The organism is Streptomyces sp. SM11 (assembly GCF_002910905.1).
Taxonomy (GTDB): domain Bacteria; phylum Actinomycetota; class Actinomycetes; order Streptomycetales; family Streptomycetaceae; genus Streptomyces.
The window spans coordinates 1-17,024 of record NZ_NEUE01000262.1; the positions used below are offsets into that span (position 1 = coordinate 1).

Sequence of the window (17,024 nt, forward strand, 5' to 3'; positions counted from 1 at the left end):
TTGCCGTCAACAGCCACGCCCACCAGTTCCGCAGCGTCAGCGGCCGGGTCCATCGCGTGCCGGGCGAGCCAGGCGCCCACAGCATCATCCAGGACATCGCCGTCCAGCCGCTACAGCAGACGGCCCAGGGTCGTCGCACGTGGCAGCCCACGCAGCCCGATCCTCTCCCGCACTTCAGGGGCGGCATCGACGGCGAAGCGGGAGATGCCGGCCAGCGTCGTGGCGCCGCCGAGCACCGCGAGCAGACACAAGGCAAGCAGGGCGCCCAGCCGGTACCGCGGCGGCCCCGCACCCGCCGCGGATCAGGCAGGCGGTCCAAGACCTGGGACAGCGAGGCGAGTTCGGGTAGGTCGATGTTCCCGCGGTGGCGCTGCAGGACATCGATCAGGGAGGATGACACGCGAACGCGACCCCTGTTCTTGATCAACGGCTTCGAGAACCTTGATCATCAGAGGTCGCGTTCGTCACGTCCAGACCCGGGCAAGCAGGCCATCAGGGGCCGTCCACGGGCAAGTCACTCGTCTCGCCGCATGAGAACGCACGCGCCCTGGGGTGAGGTGACGGACGGGAACGGGCCAGGTCAGGTTGTGTCCCTTGCCGAGTCGGACGACGAGACCTACGTGCGGGAGCGTTGAGGACCACCCGCCGGGCATTCGGCTGCTGCACCGATCGGTGCTACTGAGCTTGATCGAGTGATGTCGGGCTGTTCGCCAGACCGGTGGCAAAGGCAGGAGTCCTCGACCGGCTGCACCGGGTCCTGCTCGCCGAGTTGAACGCGGTCGGCGAGCTCGACTGGTCGCGGGCATGCGTGGACGGCTCTCACATCCGGGCGAAAGAGGGGGTGCCGACACCGGTCCGTCGCCGGTTGGCCGGCGCAAGACCGGCAGCAAGCACCACTTGATCTGCGACGGTCGCGGCATCCCGCTCAAAGTCATCACGACCGCGGTGCTTCGATTGGCTTCGTACGCGACAGTGAGCAGCATTTTGACAGCAGTTCGGGAGGCGCTGCGATGGCTGGCCCGCGTCGGATGTTCACGGCTTTGAGCAGCAGCTCGGGGGCCGTGGGCAAGATCGGCCGTCTGCTGCTTTCGGAGGGGTAGGGCAAAAGCGCTGGCTACGGGGGCCAGGCGGTCCGTCGCGGCGGCATCGTGGCCGGGTGCCAGGCCCGTGCTCTGTGTTGCTGCTCAAAGCCGTGAACATCGACATCACCGCCGTGCAGGTGCCTCCCGCAACGGTGAACAACTGCTGACGTGAGTCGTGAACAAAGCCAGCTCGCCGCTGTCCTGTCTCAACGAACCCAGTCGACGGCAGGCCGCTGACGTGGGTGGACTAACTACGTTGAGACAGGCGCGCGCGGGTTGCTCCGCCGCTCCGTGTCGCCCACCTGCGGCGACTGCATTCATTGAGACGAACCGATGCCGACTCGGTTCGTTGAGACGGGTCAGCCGCTGCTAGCGGCTTCAGGCTCTCCTTCCGCCAGATGCGCGCGATGTAGTGCCAGGACACGGTGATGTTCTCGGTCCGCTCCAGGTACTTCGCCAACTCCCGTGCGGACCAGTGCGAAAGCCCTGTGCCGCTTGGTGGCGTCATGCGCGTCAGCGCGATCACCCTGGCCCGCACCCGCACCGGCACCTGTTCCCGTGCGCCACCGGGACGCTCCCCTTCCAGCCCGGCCAGGCCCTGCTCGGCATAGCGGGTCTTCCAGCGGTCCACGGTCGGCAGCGACACTCCGAGCAGCTCGGCAATGTCCTTGCGGCGGCGCCCCTCGCCCGACCACAACACGATCCGGCCCCGCGTGGCTATGTCCGCAGGCACGTCCCTGCTGTTCACCAACTCCCGCAACTCGGCGGCCTGTTCCACGGAGAGCTCCATACCAAGAGACCCTGCCACACAAGATCAAGTAATGCTGACGGAATCACGAGACACCAGGTCAATACCCGCGTTCCGGCGGTACCTCCTCGAATTCGGCCTCCCACCCGGAGCCCAAAGCGGTACGACAACGCTGACCGCCGTCGAAAGAGTCCGGGTCGAAGGCGCTCAGCACAGGATCGCCGTACGCGCCTACTGGTTCCCCACAGTCTCCCCGCACAGTCAGACCTAAACGATCACTCAACCTTCCCTACGTTGTCTGCGGGACCGGGCGAGCCCTTCGTATGGTTCTCCCACCCAGGGGCGTCGGGTGTGGCTTTCAACCTTCTGCCGTTTGTGGCTTGCAACGATTGGCCACCCGACGCCCCACGACGACTCGGCTGCCAATTAGGAATTGCGAATGATCGCTCCGTAGGGAATCGACAGCGAGGTCGTCCGTCGGGAGGAACCCAGCACACCCCACCGCACGGAGGCACCATGGCCGCGATCTGGGCCGGCATCGACGCAGGCAAGACCCACCACCACTGCGTCGCGATCGACGAGAGCAGCCGTCGGCTGCTGTCGCGACGCGTCGCCAACGATGAGCCCGAACTCCTCGAACTCCTCACCGATGTCCTGGCCCTGGGCGATGAGGTGACGTGGGGCATCGACCTGGCCGACGGGGGAGCCGCCCTGGCCATCGGTATCCTCCTCAACCACGACCAGCCGGTCCACTACATCTCCGGCCGGGCCATCCACCGCGTCTCCGAGAGCTACCGCGGAGAAGGGAAGACCGACGCCAAGGACGCCGCCGTCATCGCCGACCAGGTCCGCGTCCGCCGCGACCTGCACCCCATACGCGCCGGCGACGAAACCGTCATCGACCTCAAGATCCTCACCGGCCGCCGCATGGACCTGGTAGCCGACCGCACCCGCACGGTGAACCGGCTCAGGGCCCAGCTGACCGGTATTTTCCCGGGCCTGGAACGAGCCCTGGACCTCACCAACAAGGGCCCGCTGACCCTGCTGAACGGCTATCAGGCGGTTGGAGGAGATGTGCGCGAAGCGCGCCGGGCCATGGCCCGGCGCGCTTCGCGCACATCTCCTCCAACCGCCTCGGGGCTGTTCTACAGGGCGACGGAGGATCAGCTACTCGCGGTTTGTCACTGTGGGTAACTGCTTCTGGGGCCTTCTCGACAGCCTTGCCAGAGGGCGGTGGCGAGGCGATGGCGCCGTACAGGGTGTGCCCAGCTCAACGGCGTGTCTCCCATCACTTGGTGCTTCGGCTCGCATGCGCGCGGAAGACCCTGTCCTCATGCGGACCGTAAGCGAGGTCGAACACGACCAGGACGCCGGTGCGACGGTCCCGTCCCTCCTCCGCGTCTCGTAACTGGACATTGATACGGCGGTCACGGATGGTCCCGATGATCGCGGGGAGTACCGCGACTGCCAGTATGGCCAGAGTGATCACGGTCTGGACGGCGGTGTCGAATGTGTTGTTCATGGCTCCAGCCTGGTCATTGGCACGACTCGGCGACAGCGGCAGGACTGCCAACTGGCATCAGATTCCAGCCACATTTGTGTGCTTATGAGAGCCCTTCCACAGCAGCGGCGGCCACCACCAGGTCCTGCCATGACATGCCCACACTCTTGAAAAGCTTCGGCCTCCGGTGCCGGACGTTCACGGCTCCGCGCACAAGCTCGGACAGGTTGCCAGCTATCGCCTCCGTACCGATGTCGCCAGAGCGCAGAGGAATCAGGATGTCGCCTGCCTCACTCAGCGCCGCGGTGCGCGCTTCGACAACGACTGTGGCCCGGGCGACGAATTCGGCGTCCACCTCTCGGGCCGTCGGATCGTGAGATCCCATGGCTACGACGACCGTGTGGGATGCGATGTCTGCGGCCGGGAACAGCGGCGTACGCGATGTCGTACAGCAGGCCACGATGTCGGCGCTCGCGACGGCTTCCGATGAGACCGTCTCTGCGTTCAGGCCGGCCTTTTGGCAGCGCTCGACCAGCTTCGCTGTCTGCTCAGGGCGACGCGTGACGACACCGACCGAGGAGATGGGGCGCACGGCCCGGATTGCCTCCACGTGGCCCCATGCCTGTGGTCCGGCGCCGAAGACGACGAGCCGTTCGGAATCCGGGACCGCCAGGTGGTCCACGGCCACGGCGGAAACCGCGGGGGTGCGCAGCAGGGTCAGGGCGGAGCCGTCGATCAGGGCTTCTGGGCGGAGCGTGGCCGCGTCCATCAGGAGATAGGAGGCGATGATGCGTGGCTGCCCGCGGGCGGGGTTGCGGGGAGCGACTCCAGCGATCTTTACTCCGGTGTACGAGGATGTCGTGGAGGGCATCAGCAGCAGCTGGCCCGCGTCGACGTCGAGCACGGTGCGGGGGATGTCCGCTTCGGGGTCCAGCCCTGCGCGCAGGGCTTGTTCCACTGCTTGGATGGCTTGTGGCATGGGCAGGCGGCGCGTCAGTTCGTCGGCGTCGATCAGTGGCAGTGCTGTGGGGTTCACGCACTCAGTTCCTTCAGAACGTGTGAGGTCTTCTCCAGTGCGGCTGCCAGTTGGGCCGGTTCCTGCCCGTAGGTGAACCGGAGGTGGTGCTCGGTTCCGAAGTGGGCGCCGGCGCCGACCAGCACGCCGCCGCGGGCGTGCAGTGCCTCGGCGACTTCGGTGCTGGGCAGATCCAGGTGGTAGCGGACGAAGGCAAGGGAGGTGGCCTGGGGCGGCACGGCTGACAGCAGCTGGTCGTGGGAATCGATCCACTGCTGCATCTGGGTCCAGCTCTCGCGGAGGAAGCCGCGGTAGCGGTTCAGCAGCCGGGTGCGGGTGACGGAAGTGAGCGCCAGTTCCGCGAGAGCCATGGCCGGCCCGGCCGCGGAGACGGTGGTGTATTCGTGTCGTTGGCGAAGCTGCGGCGTGAGCGTGGGTGGTGCGATCAGCCAGCCGAGACGCAGACCCGGCATGCCGAATGCCTTAGAGAGGCTGCCGACGCATACGACTCGGTCGTACCGCCCCCAGAAGGTGGGACTGGCCTCATCGGTGTGGAGTTCGGTGCCGCGGTGCACTTCGTCGGAGAGGATCCATGCGCCCACACGGTCCGCGATGGAGACGATCGCCTGTATCTCCTCCTCGGTGAGGATGGTGCCCGCCGGGTTGTTGGGGGTTGTCACCGAGATGGCTCGGGTGTCCGGACGGACCGCTTTTGCCAGGGCGTCCATGTCGGGTCGCCATCCACGCTGCGGGTCCAGTGGGAAATCCTCGACGACGGCGCCTCGATTGAGGGCGGCACCCCAGACCTGGCGGTAGCCGGGTGACATGGTCACCACATGGTCCCCAGGTCGGATGAGGGTCTCGACGGCGACTGTGTTGGCCTCTGCCGCCCCGACCGTGACGATGACCTCCGAGGCATGGTCCGCGCTCCCGGCGTGCCACTGTGCTATCTGCGCGCGCAGTTGGTCGGTGCCGCATGTCGGGGGGTAGCTCAGCTCGCTGTTGAGAAGCCGGCTCAGGGACTGCTCGCTGTCCACGAGGTCGCGCAGCCGGATCGGCCGGCAGCCGCTGTCGGCCAGGCTGTACGTGGCGGTGGCTCCCAGTCGCCCCTGCCATTCCAGCAGTTCGAACGGGGTGAAGGTCATGGATGTCCCCCAGGGACTCGGCGGAATGAACGCATGGGAGGTGGCGCTAGTCGGCGCTGTCCACCTTGGCTGGATCGCGTTCGACGACCGGGCCGAGGACGGTGTCGATGCGGCGCATCAGCGCCGGGTCGATACGGATGCCCGCAGCCTTCGCGCTGTCGCGTATCTGCTCCGGCCGGGAGGCGCCCACGATGGCCGCGGCGACGTTCGGGTTCTGCAGCGTCCAGGCGACAGCGAGCTGAGCCTGGGTCAGGCCCAGTTCCTGAGCGATGGGGGTGAGCTGCTGCACCCTCTCGAGCACTTCGTCACGCAGGAAGGTCTTCACCCAGCCGGAGCCCACCTCGTCCGTGGCCCGCGATCCGGCGGGCGGAGGATGCCCGGGCAGGTATTTACCGGTGAGTACGCCTTGGGCGAGGGGCGACCAGACGATCTGGCTGAGCCCCTCCCGATCGCAGAGGGGTACGACCTCCTCCTCGATGACACGCCAGAGCATCGAGTACTGGGGCTGGTTGGACACGAACCGGTCCAGGCCCAGTTCTCCGGCGAGTTTCATGGCCCGTGCGATCTGGTCCGCGGTCCACTCCGAGACGCCGATGTAGAGGACCTTGCCTTGCCGGATGAGGTCGTCGAAGGTCTTGAGGGTTTCCTCCAGCGGAGTCCGGTGGTCGAAACGATGTGCCTGGTAGAGGTCGATGTAGTTGGTGCCCAGTCTCGACAGTGAGCCGTTGATGGCCTCGGTGATGTGCTTGCGGGACAGACCGCCGTCGTTCGGTCCGGGACCGGTCGGGAAGAACACCTTGGTGGAGATCACCAGGGACTCGCGACGCTGGCCTTTCAGCGCCTTGCCGAGTACGGCCTCGGCCGCTGTGCCTGCGTACACGTCGGCTGTGTCGAACGTGGTGATTCCGGCGTCCAGCGCGGCGTGGACACACTGGACGGCCTGGTCGTCGTTGATCTGGGCGCCGTGCGTGAGCCAGTTGCCGCAGGCGATCTCACTGACCTGAAGTCCGCTACGGCCCAGTTGTCTGAATTTCATCCGCAGTCCTCACTGTTGTCGTCCCCGCGCGGAGGCAGGAGCGTGATCCGCACGCGGTTGTCGTGGAAGACCGCTCCGCCGCCCATGTCTGCGTCCCGTTCGTCGACGGTGGCGTTCGGGCCGGAGCCGTCAGTCAGTTTGGGCCAGTGGCCCTTGGTCGTCATGGCGACTCCTGGGCGTACGACGTCGTCGATCCTGGCCAGGGCCTCGAACATGCCTCGGCTGTTGGCCACCTGGACGCGATCGCCGGCTGCGATGCCGCTCGCTGCGGCGTCCTTCGGGTGCAGCACCACGTACGGCGGCCCGGCCCGGCGGCGCAGCGATGGCTTGTTCCCGAAGATGGTGTTGAGGAAGAAGTGGTTCGCCACGGAGAGGAGGACGAAGGGGAAGGACTGTGCCAGTTGGCTGTCGTGGGTCTCGGTGGCCGGAATGTATCCGGCCACGGCGTCGAAGCCGTCCGTCCGGGCGGTCTCCGAAACGAACTCGAGTTTCCCCGAGGGGGTGGGGAATCCGTTCGCGAAGGGCACGTACCCCTTCGGGTAGGAGAGCCGTGCCCATCCTCTGTCGCGCAGTGTGTCCACAGTGATGCCGGCCAGGGACGGGTGCTGGGAGTCGAGGAGTTCGCTCGCCAGTTCTTCGTCGCTGGCGTACAGCGCCGGCTCCGTCAGTTTCATGGCCCTGGCCAGGCGCCGGAAGGTCTCTGTGGTGGACAGGCACTCCCCGGGTGGGGCGACCGCCGGTTGGTTCCAGGTGATGTACAGATGGCCGTAGCCGTCGTGCACGTCCAGGTGCTCGGGCTGCATGGTGGCGGGCAGCACGATGTCTGCGTAGTCGGCGGTGTCGGTCTGGAAGTGATCCATGACAACGGTGAAGAGGTCTTCCCGGGCCAGGCCCTGGCGGATTCGGTTCTGATCGGGGGAACTGGCCAGCGGGTTGGCGCCGTAGACGATCAGGGCCTCGACGGGCGGGTCGCCCGTCTCCAGCAGCCCTTCGGCCAACCGCGTCATGGACAAGCTCCGAACGGGACGGCTCAGCAGGTCGTCCCGGTAGAGGGCCTCGCGGTTCCCGCCGAAGTAGCCGTCGGTCGAGTAGAGCAGACCGCCGCCGGGTCGCCGCCAGTCGCCGGTCACGGCGGGCAGGCAGGCGAGGGCTCGCAGGGCGGTGCCGCCCCCGGCGTGGCGCTGAATGCCTTGCGACACCCGGATGGCGGTGGGCCGGCTGTTGGCGATGCGTCTTCCGAGCCGGACGATCTCCTCCTCGGCTACCCCCGTTTCCCGCGCAGTGAGCCGCGGGTTGTACTCCAGCACTCTCTTCCGGAACGCTTCCCACCCCACGGTGTAGGTGTCCAGGTACTCCTGGTCCTCGGCGCCCTCCTGGAGAACCACGTGCATGAGGCCCAGGGCGAGCGCCGCGTCCGTGCCCGGAAGGGGCGCGATGTGCTCGTCGGCCTGGGCCGCTGTACGGCTGCGGATCGGGTCGATGACGACGACATGTGCGCCGTCGCGCCGTGCACGCTGGATCACCTTCCACAGGTGGTGGTGGGTTGTGAGGGGATTGCTCCCCCACAGCAGGATCAGCCGGGAGTGAACCAGATTTTCTGGGTCGATTCCGGTACTGGTGCCGAGTGTGTACTGGAGTCCGGCGAGACCGGCGATCGAGCAGATGGTCATGTCGTGGCGCGAGGCACCCAGTACGTTCCACAGCCTGCTGCCGGCCCGCCCCTGCAGCCCTTGGAGGAAGCCGAGGGTTCCGGTTCCCTGGTACGGCCAGATCGCCTCGCCACCGTGACGTTCAATGGTCTCCGTCAACCGCCGTGCGATCTCGCCCAGGGCGCTGTCCCAGCTGATGCGTTCGAACCGGCCCTCGCCCTTGCGGCCGATGCGCCGCAGCGGGTGAAGCAGCCGGTCGGGCGCGCGCGTGTGCTCCAGGAACTGGTTGACTTTCACACACAGGGTGCCCCTGGTGTAGGGATGATCCGGGGTGCCGCGCAGCGCGACGGCCTCACCGTCTTGGACCGTCACTTGCCAACTGCAGCCGTCAGGGCAGTCCAGGGGGCATGCCCCGGGGACTTGCGTGACACTCATGTGCCCCTCCTTTCAGACGGCCCCGGCGCTGCGCGCCGATCGACCAACTCCGTGCGCAGCGAAGGCGAGAGAACGCCCCGCATCACCTCCCGCGCGGTTCCGGTCAAGCTGACCCGGCCGTCCCGCGCCACGCTCACCTCGACTTCACCGCCGGGCATGCGGACTCTCACGTGCCGGCCGACAAAGCCCCGCGCGTACGCCACGGCCGCCGCGGCACACGCACCGCTTCCCGAAGCGGGTACATGGCCGGCGGCCCGCTCCCAGACCACCGCATCCAAGGTGTGGTCGTCGTGTACGCGCACGAACTCCACGTTGGTGCCGTCGGGATAGCGGGAATGCCAGGCAAGAGCGGGGCCCAGGCGCTGAGCCAGCTCCCCGTCGATCCGGTCCCTGAACACGACTGTGTGCGGAACGCCCAGGTGCAGGTCGGTGACAGTGACCACCGCGTCCAGCCCTTCACCGGCAACGGGGACAGCAACGCCGCCGACGCCGCGGTCCCCGTTGCCCTCCACGGAGGTGAACCGCGGCAGCCCCATGCCCACGCGCACCAGGCCGTCCGCGAAGTCCACGATCCCAACCTCCGCGTCGCCGCCTCGTGTCCGTACCGTGAACGGCCTGCCCGCACGCCACTGCTCGACGTGGTGCTCGGCGAGGTACAGGGCGAACATGCGTAGTCCATTGCCGCTCATCCCGCACTCGCTGCCGTCCGCGTTGAAGATGCGCAGCGACACCGGGGTGTTGGACTTGGGGGCTTCCAGCGGCCCTACGAGTAGCCCGTCCGCCCCTACTCCGTAGTGCCGGTCGCACAGCAAGCGAACGGCCTCGGAGGCGGGCTCGGGGCCGAGGACCGTGTCACCGTATCGGGGGTCGACGATCAGGTAGTCGTTGCCCAGCGCCTGGTACTTCACGAAGTCGACCATGAGTCGGCCGCCGCGGCGGGTCAGTTCTTCGGGCTGTTGGCGAGGGCCGCCACGTCGTGCTCGTCGCCGTACCACTTCTCCTTCCAGCGGGAGAAAGCGATGATCACGATGTCCCGGTGGCCGGGCCCGCCGTCAGCGGAAGTCACGTCCGTGACGTCGTGCTGGAGTGCCTTGTCGTCCAGAAGGACGGCCTGTCCGGCCGCCAGCGTGCCCGTCCAGAACGGCTCGTCGGCGCCCGGTTTCCACAGGCGGGTCTCGCTTCCGCCGACGTTGTTCCGCCGCAGCACAGCGATCATGACGTACTCGTGTCCGTCGTGGTGCACACCCTCCGGAGTCAGTGGTCCGGGGCGCTGGCCATCGGCCCTGGTGCGGTTCTGGTGGACGTTGATCTGCCAGTCCTCACCGCGGTCCAGACCCATAGCATCGGCGCCGAGTGTGATCATCGGCGTGAAGTCGGCGAGGATGGTCTCGTACGTGCGGCGAATACCGCCGCCCACCTTGTTGAACTGCTTGTACGTGGTGTAGTCACGCTGCGGCAGCTTCTCGTAGAGCCAGCCCTTGTCGAGTCCGGGTTCCGGCGTGAGCCGGTACTGGGCGAACCGTTTGAAACGCGTGCCGTTGCCCATGTACGGGTCGAGCGGGAGGTCTTCGTAGCTCTGGAGCATCTCCGGTGTGGCCGGAGGGAGATCGATGATCGAGAACTCTTGAGGGCCGAGTGCCATGACGCGGAGCCTTTCCTGTCAGACCGGTCAGTGAGCGTCGAGACCGGGCATGCGTTCGTCGAGGTAGCGGGCGGAGGAGTTGAGCCGCAACAGTGTTCCGCGGGCGATCGCGCGCCGCATGCGCTCGGAATCAGCAGCCGGGACGACCACGTTGTGGAACCAGCCGGCCGCATGCCGGGAGTCGATAGTGATGTGCAGCTTGTGGTACACGATGCCGACGTCGGGCAGTCCGAGCCGCTCCCAGGCATGCACGACCTGCACGAAGCGGTCGGGCGCCAGCCATTCGGTCATTCCGAGGAATCCGACGGCTTCCGGGTACAGGTGCCGGTAGCGGCAGAGAAGCACCGCGAGATTTCCGGACAGAAGCGCGTTGGCGGTGAGTGACCGCTCCAGTTCATCGGCGGGAATTTCGAAGACCCGGAAGATCTGGTTGAAGAGATGGGTATGGACCTGCGAAGGGTCCCCGTTTCCCATCTCGTCCCAGAAGTTCTCGGCTATCTCCATCTTCGCGGCGCCGCTGGTACCGACCTGCATCATGGCGAGCAGATCGTCGAATCGCCCGTCGACGACTGATTCCTGGATCACGTAGTTCCGCAGGTCGTCTTCCGTTGCCTGATTGCGGATGAACTCCCGGTAGTACGGGTGCTTGTAGACCCGGTGTTCACGGGCGAGCTTCTTCAGCCACGAGAGGAACGCGGAGGGCTCCGCCGGCGCGGCGTCGAGTATGCCGGGCTCCAGCATGGCGTCTTCGGCGTCCATGGTGGCCTGCTCGAGTAGGCGGAGTGCCTCTTGGACGACCACGGATCCCTCGGCGGTGGGCACCTCGGGCAATTGCGTCGAGAGCCCGTAGATACGGGAGAGCAGCAGTTGCTGGCCATAGAAGGCTGCCTGATCACCGGTGGCGGACTGCGCATTGAGTTCGCTGACGGCTTTACGAAGATCTGCCCGCTCTCCCGGGGTCAATGAGGTGTCAAGATCTTCTGCGGAACGATTCAGCAGTGAGGACATTTCCCCAACCACCGGATATGCGTCCAAGCCCGTTTTCTGATCGAGTAAGTGAGCTGTGCTCATACCGCCTCCTGTCGTATGCCGGTTCTCCATGCCAACGGCAATGGCCCCCTGCGGAACGCTAACTTCTCTGTTGTTCAGCATCTACATCGCATCGAGGGGTTGACGTGATGAGGGGTCTTGACGGGGCTGGTACGGGGGCGAGTGCCTGCTGCACATGGATGGCGCGATGCGCATCATCCGCTACCAGTAGTAATGGCGGGCGACGGCCTCAACGGCCGCCGCCCGCCTTGTGCATGGTGCTTGGGTGTCAGTCCTTGGTCTGCGTGGCCGGATGCGACGTGCGCCGACCGTGGTCAGCACCTGGACCGGACGTCCTTCGGGAGGCGGCTCGGCCGACCCCCTCGTCGGCGGCGAGGAAGACAACGGCGAACAGCAGAAGGGCCGTGCCGGTCAGGACGATCGCGTTGAGCCGCTCACCGAAGACCAGGACGCCGATGACCGCCGCGGTGAGCGGCTCGACCAGGGCGACCACGGATGCCGTGGTCGCCCGTACGACGCCGAGGCCGGCGAAGAACAACGTGTATGCCAGCGCCGTCGGCACAGCGCCCACGTAGAGGATCAGGCCCAGGGTCCATGCCGGACGCTCCATGTCGGGCAGCAAGCCCTCCAGCAGAGCCATCGGCAGAAGGCAGACCGTGCCGACCGCGAAGCCGGTCACCGTGGACTCGAACGCGCCCCCGGTGTTCTTTCGGCCGGAGAAGCGGCCCAGCAGAGTCACGCCCGCGTAGCCGACCGCGGAGAGTAGCCCGTATCCGATGCCCAGGAGGGGAGCCGGGCCGGTACTCCCGTCTGCGCCACCCATCAGCAGCACCAGGCCGACAACGCCGCTCGCCACCGCGGCGGTTCCGGCGGCGCCGGTGCGCTCGCCCAGCGTGAGCCGGGCTCCGACGGCGACCAGTACCGGACCCGAGCCCAGGGTCACCACCGTGGCCACGGTCAGTCCGGCCTGCTGCACGGAGGCGAAGTAGGCCGTCTGGTACACCGCCAGTCCGAAACCTGTGATCAGGGCTCGCCGCGGGTTCGCCGCGAACGTTGCGCGCAGCGACAGCGCCGTCTCCGGCCGCCGGGACCGTCGGACCAGGTGAGCTGCCAGAAGCAGCCCAAGCCCGGTGAGGAACCGCCAGAAGGAAACGGAGATGGGGCCGATTCCGCCGACGTCGTACAGTTCGGCGGCCACTGCGCCGCCAGTGCCCCATGCTGTGGCCGCAATTGCGACGTAGAGAACACCCTGCCGAACGGGCAGGGCAGAAGAGGACTGCAACTGAGATCTCCTCGATTGATTGCCATCACGCTGTCTCCGTGGGCAACCTGCGCAGCCACCCCGGTAACCCCGGGGTGGCTGCGCATGACTGCCCGCCTTAAGCGGCGGGCGGCGGAGGCGTCAGAAACAGTTGCATGTGATCACCCTACCCGGCAAAGGGCAGGCGTCCCAGCATGGACTGGGACCTGTCCACCGCTCGGGGACAGAACCCCTCGTGTGACCTGCGCGTTCTTCAAGCACCGTCAGAGGCCATCCGCAGGACGACGAAGCGCACTGTCGTACGGGCCGGGCGGGATGTGGAGGGTGGCGGTGTCGTAGTCGCCGAAGCGCAGCACGTTGTCCCTGCGGTGCGGGCTGAGCGCGGCGATGTCGTCGGGGCTCAGCTCCCGGCCCTGGGCAGCCATCTGGCGCAGTGTGTCGGTCATGTCGACGGTGGTGGAGAAGATGATGCTGTTGGCCATCAGGTCGAGGAACTTGACGGCTTTCTCCTGGAGTTCGGGATCGCGGGAGCGCAGGTAGCCGTCCCCGCCGAAGTGCAGCCACTTCGTGTACCCGTTGTATGCCTCGGCCTTGTTCGTCGCCCTGGTGATCTGCTCCCGCAACTGCGGGTCCGACAGGTAGCGGAGCAGAACCACCGTCCGGACGGCGCGGCCGACCTCGCGGAAGACCCGGTAGATCTGGTTCTTGCGGGAGTGGTTGTTCAAGCGCCGCAGGAGGGTGACGGAGGACACGGTGCCTTCCCGTACCGACAGGCCGACCTGTATGAGGTCCTTCCAGCCGTTCTCGATGAGCTGCCAGTCGATGCAGGTGCGTGGGTCGGCGGAGAACAGCGCGTCGATATGCCGGTAGCGCACCTGAGGACCAGGGCGGTGGAAGGTGAGGTCCTGGAAGTTGCGGATCCGCGGCAGCAGGTCGATGCCGAGCAGGTGGGCGAGCCCGAAGACCGGGAAGGACTTTATGTGGACAGTTCAAGTTGATCTTCCTTCGGGTTGCCGCTCGGGCCGTTGGCGGTGTTGGTGCGTGCCGGAGAAGCCGCGCGCATAAAGTGAGATCTTCGATGGAGTGGCAGGGGTGGAGGCCGTGGGAATCACCGTCCAGTGGATACGGACGTCCTGGACGAAACAGTCCCGCGGAGGAGAGGCCGCCGCCCGTAGGAACGCGGCCCCGGTCGGCTTCACTGTCCCGCCTGTGCCGCCCTCGTTTGCGCACGTGGTCCGCATGCATGAACGAGACGGCTTCGAGCCCCATGGCGTCGAGGAAGACCTGCGCAAGGTTGACGTCCAGCTTCGCGAAGCCGACGGACGGCTGCGCGTCCTTCCCCGAGTGCAGCCCCTGTTTGCCATCCCACCTCGGCCGCGACGGCCCCCAGCCGTGCGTCTTGCCTCCGGCCAGTGGGTCCGCTGGCAGCTCAACTACCGTTTCAGCAGCGCGGCGGGTGTGCGGGACTGGTCGTACTGGCTGGACACCTTCAACATCGCCTATGGCCCGGTGGATGCTGACGTGTTCTTGTCGGAGCCCACTGTCCACGTTGACGAGCAAGGACCGCTCCGGTAGCTCCGCCATGGGGTGATCACGCACTGGAGCCGTCCTCCTCCGCTTCCGCGTTGATCGGCTGGCTGAGGTCGACCAGGAGTCTTTCGATACGTTCGCTGGTGCAGCGGTGACGCTCGACCTCCCGGTCCCAGCCGCGTTCGGCCGCGTCGTGGGCGAGTGCCTCCTCGACCTCCCGCCGTGCGCGCAACCTCGGCGCGTATTCGGGGGTAGTCACGAACTTCGCGCAGGTCAGGTAAAGGTCGCATTCGCAGGGGCCTTCGGCGGGCAGCCGGAGGCAGCGTCCCAGTTCGAGCTCGGTCTTGAAGAAGTTGGTCTTGAGCCAGTCGATCGACGTGTCGGGCAGTGTGCCGCTGCGCAGTTCCTCGGCGGCCGGGCCGGCGATGGTGGCGCCGGGACCCAGCACGGCCTTGTAATCGCGCAGGACCTCCTGGTCGCTGATCTGCGCGTAGACGAGTGCCATGTTCACCGAGGTGTGTCCGAGGACCTTCATGATGGTGTGGAGCTTGGCGCCGCGTTCGGCGAGTTGGGTGCCGACGGTGTGGCGGAAGCGGTGGGCCGAGACGGTGCCCCGGCCGGAGCCTCCCCGGCCGCCCGGGCGGACCAGGCCGACGGCCTTGCAGGCGGCCTGGATCGGGGTATCGAACAGGTAGTACGTCGACAGCAGCTTGCCGTGGCTCATGAACAGGTAGCGGATCTCCTCGCCGGTCCGCTCGTCGGTGAACGGCCGCTCCGGTGCGTTCCTACGCAGGTCAATGACTCTTTGCAGGGCTTCGGCGGCGTCCTCGTGCAGGGGGACGACGCGCTCCTTGTAGGTCTTGCGGCCGGACAGGCGAAGCCGGGCGGTGCCGTCGGGGTAGCGGTCCAGGCAGTCCAGTGGCAGGCGCTGGATCTCGGTGCGGCGGGCGCCGGACCAGCGGGCGACCAGCAGGGCAGCCCGCTGGAACGGGCAGGCGATCGCGTCGATGGCGGGCATCAGCCGGTCGAGGTCCTGCTCGGGGATGAACCGCGGAACTTTCTCGATGTACTTCGGTGCGTCCCCGGCGCCGATGAGGGTGTGGCCGGGCACGTCGTCGTACTGCCAAAGCGCGGTGTCCCGGAAGAACTGTGAGAGCCCGGAGATCCGCTGGATCCGCGACATGACGCCCAGCGGCTTGCCTGTGCTCCTGGCCGGCGCCTCGGCGAGGTGACCGATCCAGTCCAGGCAGTGCTGGCGGGTGACCTCGGCGAAGGACGTGATGCCGGGGTGGTGCTCGCCGAGCCACTGGCCGAAGACCCGCACCGCGAGTTCCAGCTTGTCCACCGTCGAGGGCGCGTCAGTCAGCCTGCGGGCCGCCAGCCACCTCTCCGCGACGGCCAGCATCCGTGGCGGCAGCTTCAGCGGCTCCTTCCACGAGGGCATCAACTTGCGCGGCTGGGTGGCGACCTGGCCGCGGTGGAAGAGCACCACCTCCAGCTGGTGCAGGTGGGTAATCCAGCCCTTCGCCGGCCCTTCGTAGAACTGCTGAACCGAGGGGTAGAAGGCCGTGAACTCGGGGTCCTCGGGGAAGAGCCGGATCGCCTCCAGCACCTCGGCGATGTGCTCGCCGGTGATCTCGTTGACGTCGGTCAGGCCGTTGCGGAGCACGATGCGGGCCACCGACCAGGACATCGCCTGCCGCGCGGCCGGGCCGCTGTAGCCGAGTTCGAGGGCCTCCTCGACCAGCGCCGTGGGTGCCCAGGTCGATCCCGGCGAGCGCGGCCTGGTCGTGGACGCGCAGTTGGTCGATGGCGAACATCCACCGGTAGTCGAACGTCGCATATCCGCGCAGGCCGAGGTAGGTCAGGTAGGGCCGGGCCCGGTGCGAGGCCGGGAACGAGGGGTGGTGGAAGGGCTCGCCGGGCCGTCGGCCCACTCGCTCGACCAGCGGCTCGGCGAACCAGGCGGCCAGGTCCGGCCACCGCTCGCGAAAGGCGCGGTAGTAGCGCAGTTTGAACCGCCCCGGGTTCGGTAGAGATCTCAGTTTGGGGTTGTGACCTGGGGTTTCGTGGTTGTCAGGTAGTAGTTGGTCTCGTATTCGGTGGGTGGGACGTGGCCTATCTCACCGTGCAGGCGCCGGTGGCAGTACCAGTCGACCCACTCGGCCGTGGCCAGTTCGACCTGGGAGAGGGTCTTCCAGGGCCGCTGTGGCTTGATCAGCTCGGTCTTGAACAGGCCGATCGTCGATTCCATGAGGGCGTTGTCGTATGCGTCGCCGATGGAGCCGATCGAGGCCGCGATGCCGGCTGCGTCCAGGTGCTCGGCCAGCTTGAAGCTGGTGTACTGGCTGCCCGCATCGCTGTGATGTATCAACTCGCCTGGAATGTAAGGGTGTTCATCGCGGTCGCGCTGCCACAGTGCCATCTCCAGTGCGTCCAGGACGAGCCTGGTTTCCTTCGATGTCGCGGCGGACCAGCCGACGATGCGGCGGGAGAAGGTGTCCACGACGAAGGCGACGTAGACGACGCCGGCCCAGGTGGCGATGTGGGTGAAGTCGGCGACCCAGCAGCGGTTCGGAGCGGTCGCGACGAAGTCGCGGTCCACCAGGTCCGGGGCCCGCTCGGCGGCCGGATCCACGAGCGTGGTGATGACCTTCTTGCCCCGGACGGCGCCGGCGATGCCGAGGTCGCGCATCAGGCGTTCGACAGTGCAGCGGGCCACCTCGTGGCCCTGTCGGTTCAGTTCCTGCCAGATCTTCCTGGCCCCGTAAACCCGGTAGTTGGTGGTGAACACCTCGTGGATCAGGGCCTTGAGTTCCGTGTCGCGCACGGATCGCGCCGATGGTTCGGCGAGGCGTTTATGGTGGGCGTAGTAGGTGGAGGGGGCGATCTTGCAGTCGTGCTCGGTGAGCGTTCTGCAGATCGGCTCG

Annotated in this window: 15 protein-coding genes and 2 pseudogenes; 3 read left to right on the forward strand and 14 right to left on the reverse strand. The window is 67.0% G+C overall.

Features of this window, described 5'->3' with window-relative positions; all coding sequences use genetic code 11:
- Positions 1-110: 110 nt before the first annotated feature.
- Positions 111-251, reverse strand: a complete 141-nt coding sequence (locus tag B9S58_RS37350) for a hypothetical protein (protein WP_181009316.1) — start codon at positions 249-251, stop codon at positions 111-113.
- 461 nt (positions 252-712) lie between these two features.
- Between B9S58_RS37350 and B9S58_RS39545 the strand changes: the two are divergent.
- Positions 713-942: pseudogene (locus B9S58_RS39545) on the forward strand (IS5/IS1182 family transposase); the annotation flags it as partial.
- A gap of 387 nt (positions 943-1,329) precedes the next feature.
- On the opposite strand, the gene B9S58_RS38520 reads toward B9S58_RS39545, so the two are convergent.
- Entirely contained in the window at positions 1,330-1,860 is a 531-nt protein-coding gene (locus B9S58_RS38520; protein WP_219818926.1) for a helix-turn-helix domain-containing protein, read from the reverse strand.
- 486 nt (positions 1,861-2,346) lie between these two features.
- Here B9S58_RS38520 and B9S58_RS28465 point away from each other — a divergent pair.
- A pseudogene (locus B9S58_RS28465) lies at positions 2,347-2,889 on the forward strand (IS110 family transposase); the annotation flags it as partial.
- Positions 2,890-3,118: 229 nt separating this feature from the next.
- On the opposite strand, the gene B9S58_RS28470 reads toward B9S58_RS28465, so the two are convergent.
- The 10 genes from B9S58_RS28470 to B9S58_RS28515 all read right to left on the reverse strand — a co-directional run bounded on the left by B9S58_RS28470 (position 3,119) and on the right by B9S58_RS28515 (position 13,544).
- A complete protein-coding gene (locus B9S58_RS28470) occupies positions 3,119-3,352 on the reverse strand; it encodes a hypothetical protein (protein ID WP_103534853.1) in 234 nt (77 codons plus the stop codon).
- Positions 3,353-3,434: 82 nt separating this feature from the next.
- Complete coding sequence (locus B9S58_RS28475) at positions 3,435-4,367, reverse strand: ornithine cyclodeaminase family protein (protein WP_103534854.1); 933 nt, start codon at positions 4,365-4,367, stop codon at positions 3,435-3,437.
- Positions 4,364-5,491, reverse strand: coding sequence for an aminotransferase class I/II-fold pyridoxal phosphate-dependent enzyme (locus B9S58_RS28480; RefSeq protein ID WP_103534855.1), 1,128 nt, complete (start codon positions 5,489-5,491; stop codon positions 4,364-4,366). The genes B9S58_RS28475 and B9S58_RS28480 overlap by 4 nt, the downstream gene beginning before the upstream one ends.
- A 46-nt stretch (positions 5,492-5,537) precedes the next feature.
- The gene (locus B9S58_RS28485; RefSeq protein ID WP_103534856.1) at positions 5,538-6,527 is read right to left on the reverse strand and encodes an aldo/keto reductase family protein; all 990 of its coding nucleotides are present in this window, start codon (positions 6,525-6,527) and stop codon (positions 5,538-5,540) included.
- The gene (locus tag B9S58_RS28490; protein WP_103534857.1) at positions 6,524-8,611 is read right to left on the reverse strand and encodes a molybdopterin-dependent oxidoreductase; all 2,088 of its coding nucleotides are present in this window, start codon (positions 8,609-8,611) and stop codon (positions 6,524-6,526) included. Before B9S58_RS28490 ends, B9S58_RS28485 begins: the two co-directional genes overlap by 4 nt.
- Positions 8,608-9,519 (reverse strand): diaminopimelate epimerase, encoded by a 912-nt coding sequence (dapF, locus tag B9S58_RS28495; RefSeq protein WP_219818927.1) that lies wholly within the window; start codon positions 9,517-9,519, stop codon positions 8,608-8,610. Before dapF ends, B9S58_RS28490 begins: the two co-directional genes overlap by 4 nt.
- 32 nt (positions 9,520-9,551) lie before the next feature.
- Positions 9,552-10,253, reverse strand: a complete 702-nt coding sequence (locus tag B9S58_RS28500; protein WP_103534859.1) for a 2OG-Fe dioxygenase family protein — start codon at positions 10,251-10,253, stop codon at positions 9,552-9,554.
- A 27-nt stretch (positions 10,254-10,280) separates the two neighbouring features.
- Positions 10,281-11,324 carry an iron-containing redox enzyme family protein gene (locus tag B9S58_RS28505; protein WP_258045113.1) on the reverse strand — a complete coding sequence of 348 codons (1,044 nt, stop codon included), beginning with the start codon at positions 11,322-11,324 and terminating at the stop codon, positions 10,281-10,283.
- 247 nt (positions 11,325-11,571) lie between these two features.
- On the reverse strand, positions 11,572-12,501 hold the full coding sequence (locus B9S58_RS28510) for a DMT family transporter (RefSeq protein ID WP_374935718.1): 930 nt from the start codon (positions 12,499-12,501) through the stop codon (positions 11,572-11,574).
- 326 nt (positions 12,502-12,827) lie between these two features.
- A complete protein-coding gene (locus B9S58_RS28515; RefSeq protein WP_103534862.1) occupies positions 12,828-13,544 on the reverse strand; it encodes a Tn3 family transposase in 717 nt (238 codons plus the stop codon).
- Positions 13,545-13,665: 121 nt separating this feature from the next.
- Here B9S58_RS28515 and B9S58_RS28520 point away from each other — a divergent pair, with 121 nt between their 5' ends.
- Positions 13,666-14,139 (forward strand): hypothetical protein, encoded by a 474-nt coding sequence (locus B9S58_RS28520; RefSeq protein ID WP_103534864.1) that lies wholly within the window; start codon positions 13,666-13,668, stop codon positions 14,137-14,139.
- Between the two features lie 16 nt (positions 14,140-14,155).
- Here the strand turns inward: B9S58_RS28520 and B9S58_RS28525 are convergent, their stop codons facing one another.
- Together B9S58_RS28525 and B9S58_RS28530 are read right to left on the reverse strand one after the other, a co-directional pair.
- Positions 14,156-15,937, reverse strand: a complete 1,782-nt coding sequence (locus B9S58_RS28525) for a site-specific integrase (RefSeq protein WP_219818928.1) — start codon at positions 15,935-15,937, stop codon at positions 14,156-14,158.
- Between the two features lie 198 nt (positions 15,938-16,135).
- On the reverse strand, positions 16,136-17,024 hold an 889-nt coding region (locus B9S58_RS28530), incomplete at its 5' end, for an IS3 family transposase (RefSeq protein ID WP_103534863.1).